Annotated in this window: 6 protein-coding genes; 3 read left to right on the forward strand and 3 right to left on the reverse strand. The window is 65.9% G+C overall.

The features are described from left to right. On the forward strand, positions 1-234 hold a 234-nt coding region (locus tag VF662_RS03615), incomplete at its 5' end, for a DUF1318 domain-containing protein (protein ID WP_464137780.1). 3 nt (positions 235-237) lie between these two features. Here the strand turns inward: VF662_RS03615 and VF662_RS03620 are convergent. Further along, entirely contained in the window at positions 238-1,017 is a 780-nt protein-coding gene (locus VF662_RS03620; protein WP_464137782.1) for a DUF4163 domain-containing protein, read from the reverse strand. Positions 1,018-1,103: 86 nt separating this feature from the next. On the opposite strand from VF662_RS03620, the gene VF662_RS03625 reads away from it, so the two are divergent. Further along, on the forward strand, positions 1,104-1,535 hold the full coding sequence (locus tag VF662_RS03625) for a MerR family transcriptional regulator (RefSeq protein WP_464137785.1): 432 nt from the start codon (positions 1,104-1,106) through the stop codon (positions 1,533-1,535). A 19-nt stretch (positions 1,536-1,554) separates the two neighbouring features. Then, positions 1,555-3,351: an acyl-CoA dehydrogenase C-terminal domain-containing protein gene (locus VF662_RS03630; RefSeq protein WP_464137787.1), complete on the forward strand. Its 1,797-nt coding sequence runs from the start codon at positions 1,555-1,557 to the stop codon at positions 3,349-3,351. A 1-nt stretch (position 3,352) separates the two neighbouring features. Here the strand turns inward: VF662_RS03630 and VF662_RS03635 are convergent, their stop codons facing one another. Both VF662_RS03635 and VF662_RS03640 read right to left on the reverse strand, forming a co-directional pair. Next, positions 3,353-4,018 carry a DUF4893 domain-containing protein gene (locus VF662_RS03635; protein WP_464137789.1) on the reverse strand — a complete coding sequence of 222 codons (666 nt, stop codon included), beginning with the start codon at positions 4,016-4,018 and terminating at the stop codon, positions 3,353-3,355. A 100-nt stretch (positions 4,019-4,118) separates the two neighbouring features. Further along, positions 4,119-4,302 (reverse strand): alpha/beta fold hydrolase (locus VF662_RS03640; RefSeq protein ID WP_464137793.1); only part of this gene is annotated, 184 nt, incomplete at its 5' end.

The raw sequence follows: 4,302 nt of genomic DNA on the forward strand, positions 1-4,302 counted from the left end.
TCGGCCGACGCTTCGCTCCGCGCGCAGGTCGATGCGGTGAACATCAAGCGCCGCGCTTACTATACCGATCTTGCGAGCAAGCGCGGCGCGAAGATCGAGGAAGTCGCAGCGGCGACCGCCTGCGAGATCTTCGCAAGCCGCGTCGGCCCGGGCCAGTATTTCCGCCTCGGCGACGGCGTCTGGCGCCAGCGCGACGGCAGCACGCCCGTGCCGCGGCCGGATTATTGCGGCTGAGAGCTACCGTGAGCCTTCGAACGAGGCGCGATATTCCGGCTTGATTGCCGCCAGCGTCGCGGCATCGATCTTGATGTCGACCTGGTACCCGGCTTCCGCATAGGGCCCCGCGACCGACGGTGGCAGAAGCACCTGCAGCGTGTCGAAGCGGCCGTTGCCGTTGCTATCGGCGGCGACCATCGTCTGGTCCGCCAGCGAAGGGCACGCGGTCATGAAATCGCCTGGTGAGGCGGGCAGGGCTTCGCCGCGTTTGTCGGTTCGCTCGGCATCGAGCCCTTTGCAGAAGCGGCCGGTCAAGGCTGCCATCACCCGCGCCTCGTCCGTGAACAGGTCGCCGAACGCGACCTGACGGTCCGCCTCCCGATCCCAGATGATCGCGTCGTAGTCGCTGTTCGGGTGGGCGCCGCCGGTGAAGGTGCCCACTTCGGCGACGATGCTGAGCAGCCGCGGCGTCTTGCCCGCCACCCGCCATTCCTTCGAATAGGAATGGGCGAAGAAGTCGGCGCCGCCGTCGCCGCGCCCGGCCTTATCCTCCTTCGCCGCCGCCTGCACCTCGACGCGGTCGCGCCCCATCTCCTCATCGAGCTGCTTGTTGAGCCCCGGCAGCGCCGCCGCTTCCGCCGGCCAGCTGTAGCTGAATTCGAGCAGGTCGCTCTTCTCCTCCACCTTCACGGCGCGCGCTCCAGCGGCTGGAGCCGCTTGTGCGTTGGCCTGTTCGGGCGTCGCCTCCGAGTTGCAGGAAACGAGCGCGAAGGCGGCGGCGAGGAGCAGGGTTCGTGTCATTCCCCAAGGCTATGCGAGCTTCGCTCAGGCGTCCATCCGGTCCCGTGCGGTTGACGTTGACGTGAACGTAAAGTAGCGAAAGCGTCATGCCTCACTCCGCTCTCCACTCCGATTTCCGCCAGTCGGAACACAGCACCGAGACCTATTCGATAACCGAGCTTTGCGAGGAGTTCGGGGTCACCGCGCGCGCGCTCCGCTTCTACGAGGATGAGGGGCTGATCGCTCCGAAGCGGCAGGGCCTCGCCCGCATCTATTCGTGGCGGGACCGCGCCCGGCTCGCCTGGATCCTCCGCGGCAAGCGCGTGGGCTTCAGCCTGGCCGATATTCGCGAAATGATCGATCTTTACGACATCGGCGACGGCCGCGCCTCGCAGCGCCGCTTCACGCTTCAGAAGTGCCGGGAGCGGATCGATCTTTTGAACAAGCAGAAGCTCGATATCGAGGCGACCATCCACGAGCTGCAGGAATTCGTAGACCTGCTCGCCGCCGGCGAAGCCGCCGCTGCCGCCGCACACTGATCTCCAGGAGCCAGTCGAAATGCCAAGCTACACCGCACCCGTCCGCGAAACGCGCTTCATCATCGATCAGGTTCTGGGGCTGGAGCGCTATTCGAGCGTCCCTGGCTTCGAGAACGCGTCGTCCGAGATGATCGAGGCGATCCTCGGCGAGGGCGCGCGCTTCTGCGAGGAGGTGCTTCAGCCGCTCAACCGCGTCGGTGACGAGCAGGGCTGCATCCGGCACGAGGACGGATCGGTGACGACGCCGCCGGGCTTCAAGGAGGCTTGGGACCAGTTCGTCGCCGGCGGCTGGACCACGCTTTCGGCGCCGGAGGAATATGGCGGCCAGGGGCTTCCCTCCGTCGTCTCGACCGCGATGGCGGAGTATCTCTGCTCGGCCAACCATTCGTTCGAGATGTATAACGGACTGACCCAGGGCGCGATCGCTTCCATCCTCGTCAAGGGCTCGGACGAGCAGAAGGCCACCTATCTTCCGAACATGGTCGCCGGCCGCTGGACCGGCACCATGAACCTCACCGAGCCGCATTGCGGCACCGATCTGGGGCTCATCCGCACGAAGGCGGAACCGCAGGCGAACGGAAGCTACAAGATCACCGGAACCAAGATCTTCATCTCCTCGGGCGAGCACGATCTGTCCGAGAACATCATCCACCTCGTCCTCGCCAAGATCGCGGGCGCGCCGGATAATGTGAAGGGCATCTCGCTCTTCATCGTCCCGAAGTTCCTGGTGGGCGCGGACGGCGGCGTCGGTGAGCGCAACAGCCTCGCCTGCGGCTCGATCGAGCACAAGATGGGCATCCACGGCAATTCGACCTGCGTCATGAACTATGACGGCGCGACCGGCTATCTGGTCGGCGAGCCGGAGAAGGGCCTCGCGGCGATGTTCATCATGATGAACGCAGCCCGCCTCGGCGTCGGCCTCCAGGGCTTGGCGCAGGCGGAAGTCGCCTATCAGAACGCCGTCCAGTACGCGAAGGATCGGCGGCAGGGCCGGGCGCTGACGCCGGAGCTTCGCGATCCGGACGCCAAGGCCGACACCCTGTTCGTCCACCCCGACGTGCGCCGCATGTTGATGGAGGCCAAGGCGTATAACGAAGCTTCGCGCGCGCTCGTGCTCTGGGGCGCGCTTCAGGTCGATCTCGCCCGCAAGGCGCCCGATGAAGCCGAACGCGAAGCGGCGATGGACATCATCTCGCTGCTGACGCCCGTCATCAAAGGCTATTTGACCGACAAGGGCTTCGAGGTCGCCGTCAACGCGCAGCAAATCTACGGCGGCCACGGCTATATCCGCGAATGGGGCATGGATCAGTTCGTCCGCGACGCCCGCATCGCCCAGATCTACGAGGGCGCGAACGGGATCCAGGCGATGGATCTTGTCGGGCGCAAGCTCGCCCAGAATGGTGGCCGCGCAGTGCAGGCCTTCTTCAAACTGGTGGCCGAGGAGGCGGGTGACGCCAAGGGGAACGAGGCTCTCGCCTCACTGGCCTCGGCGCTCGAGCGCGCGAACGGCGAGCTCCAGCAATCGACCTTGTGGTTCATGCAGAACGGAATGCAGGATCCGAACCAGGTCGGCGCCGGCGCTTATCATTATATGCACCTGATGGGCATCGTCTCTCTCGGGCTGATGTGGCTGCGGATGGCGAAGGCGAGCAGCGCGGTGCTTTCGAACGGTGCCGAGGATCGGGGCTTCCACGAGGCCAAGCTGGTCACCGCTCGCTTCTTTGCCGAGCGGATCATGCCCGAAGCAGGCGCGCTTCGCCGCAAGATCGAGGCCGGCGCCGACACCGTGATGGCGCTGCCGGTCGAGGCTTTCTAGCTCATTCCGCCGGGGGCGGGAGCGGGATCAGCTCGAACACGTCGAGCTTCGATTCCCCGCGCGGCCAAGGCACCACCAGCCGATAGCGAAAGTCGCCATAGCGTTCGAACACGCCGGCCATGCTACGCGCGGGATCCTCGCCATAGGCGCCGGGATTCTCCTCGGTGCCGAGCGCTTCGGAACCGAGGAAGATGAGCCTGCCGGTCTTCTCGGTGTCGAACAGATAGCCGCCCGGCCGGCGCGATCCGGTCTGCTTGGTGATCGAGAGCTGCTCGCCGTTGATGCCTACGAAGCAGAAGAAGGGCTTGTAGGCGATGAAGGCTTTCGCTCGGGCAGCTCCGCCGAGCTTCACCAGCCGGCACTTATAGGAACCGGGCGGCGGCGCCGCGCGCGGCAGCCTGGCGCTCGCATCCAGCAGCGCCCCTTCGGCCCTCAGCTGGCTTGCGAAACCCGCCTTACGTGCATCCTGCACCGCCTCTGCCCAGGCTGCGTCGAGGCGGCGGATCCTGTCCTCGTCCTCGGCGGTGGCGACCTTCTGCCAATCGGCTTCCTCGTCCACTGCGACGCTGACGTTCGAGGCGGGGCGGACCGGCTCGAGCGGCTGGCATGCCGCCAGCAGCGCCGAAGCCGTGCATACCGATAACCCTATCGAAAGTCCGCCCCTCATGACGAGCATTCTAGTCGGTCGGCTTCGGCCGGTCATCCGCCGCAGCGGGAGTCCGGCTTAAACCCGGCGCTGTTCGCCTCCTTTGGAAGCACCTCCGAGCCTAGACCGCTCCGGCCGCACCCGCGATCAATTCGCCGACCCTTCTGTGAGCGGTGTGATGGACCATGTGCCCCGCGCCTTCGATCTCGATATAGCGGCTTTGTGGCACCGTTTCCGAGAGCCGCTTCGACTGCCCGGCGGTGTCGACCATCTTGTCGCCTGCACCGGCGATGATCGTCACCGGC

The sequence above is a fragment of the Allosphingosinicella sp. genome, assembly GCF_036387215.1.
In the GTDB taxonomy this organism is placed as follows: domain Bacteria; phylum Pseudomonadota; class Alphaproteobacteria; order Sphingomonadales; family Sphingomonadaceae; genus Allosphingosinicella.